General features: G+C 72.2%; 1 protein-coding gene. It reads left to right on the top strand.

Features of this window, described 5'->3' with window-relative positions; translation table 11 throughout:
* On the top strand, positions 1-1,474 hold a 1,474-nt coding region (locus AB0B91_RS65880; RefSeq protein ID WP_358343193.1), incomplete at its 5' end, for a PQQ-binding-like beta-propeller repeat protein.
* Positions 1,475-1,551 lie beyond the last annotated feature (77 nt).

Here is a 1,551-nt window from a genome sequence, read left to right as displayed (position 1 = left end):
CTTCGCCGGCGTGGCCCCGGTGGGGGCCGGTGAGCGGCCCCGCGTGCCGTCGGTACGCGACTGGTCCGTCGCCGGGCAGAACACGCACAACACGCGGCACGCTGCGACCGAGCGAACCATCGACGCCCGCAACGTCGCGCGGCTGCGGCCCCGCTGGGTGTTCACCGCCAACGGCGACATCAACGCCACTCCGGCGGTGGTGGACGGCATCCTCTACGTGCCGGACGCCGGTGGGACGCTCTGGGCCATCCGTGCCTCCGACGGCACGCCGGTGTGGTCGCATCCGATCAGCGACTACACGGGGCCGCCGGTCGACGGTTCCCGCACCACCCCGGCCGTCTCCGGCGACCTCGTCGTGATCGGCAAGGGCTTCACCATCGAGTCGCCCAGCGGGGCCGCCGTGATCGCGGTGAACCGGGGCGACGGCTCGCTGCGCTGGCTCACCCAGGTCGACCCCAACCCGCGGGCGAAGGTGACCGGCGCCCCCGTGATCGATCGGGGCGTGGTCTACGTCGGCATCTCCTCGTCGTCGGAGATCCTGCCGCCGCCGCACACCTTCCGGGGCAGCGTCGTCGCACTCGACCTGCGTACCGGCCGGATCCTGTGGCGGACCTACATGGCACCGCCGGGCTACACCGGCAGCGCCGTCTGGGGGAGCAACCCGGTTGTCGACCGTCGCCGGGGCCTGGTCTACGTCGGCACGGGCAACAACTACACGGTGCCGGAGGGCGTGTGCACCCACCCCGAGCAGACCGACTGCGAGCTGCCGGCCGCCGACGACTACTTCGACGCGGTGGTCGCGCTCGACCTGCGGACCGGCCGGGTCCGCTGGGTGCACAAGACCATGCGCGCCGACGCGGTGTCCGAGCTCGACCCGCCACCGGGCACCGACATGAACTTCGGCTCGTCGCCGAACCTCTTCACCACCACGATCGGCGGGCGCCAGCGCGAGCTGCTCGGGATCGGGCAGAAGAGCGGCGACTACTGGGCGCTGGATCCGGACGACGGCCGGGTGGTGTGGAAGACCAAGGTGGGGCCCGCCGGCGGCATGGGCGGGATCCAGTGGGGCTCGTCCACCGACGGCCGGCGGATCTACGTGGCGCTGGCCAACTCGGACCGTATCCCCTTCAAGATCCCCTCTCCCGACGGCGGTGAGATCACCCTGACCGGCGGGATGTGGGCGGCGTTGGACGCCTCGACCGGCCGCATCCTGTGGCGCACCCCCGATCCGCAGGGCGCCATCGACATGGGCTACGTCACCTCCGCCAACGGCGTGGTGTACGTCGGCTCCGGCGCCGGCACCGGCGACAACATGTACGCCCTCGACGCCCGCACGGGCGCCATCCGGTGGCGGTTCGCCAGCGGCGGCTCGGTGATCGCGGGTGCCGCCGTCGTCGACGGGTCCGTCTATTGGGGATCCGGGTACCACATCGGCACCGGCAACAACAAGCTGTACGCCTTCGACCTGCGCTGACCGGAAGGGCGGGCGGCGGGGCGCGCCCCCCCCCCCCACCCCCACCACCCCCCGGCGGCCGAGCTTCAATAATATAA

This window comes from Nonomuraea sp. NPDC049141, from assembly GCF_040648415.1.
GTDB lineage: Bacteria > Actinomycetota > Actinomycetes > Streptosporangiales > Streptosporangiaceae > Nonomuraea.
Note: the sequence above shows the minus strand (reverse complement) of the source record. Positions and strands in the feature narration are given on the sequence as shown.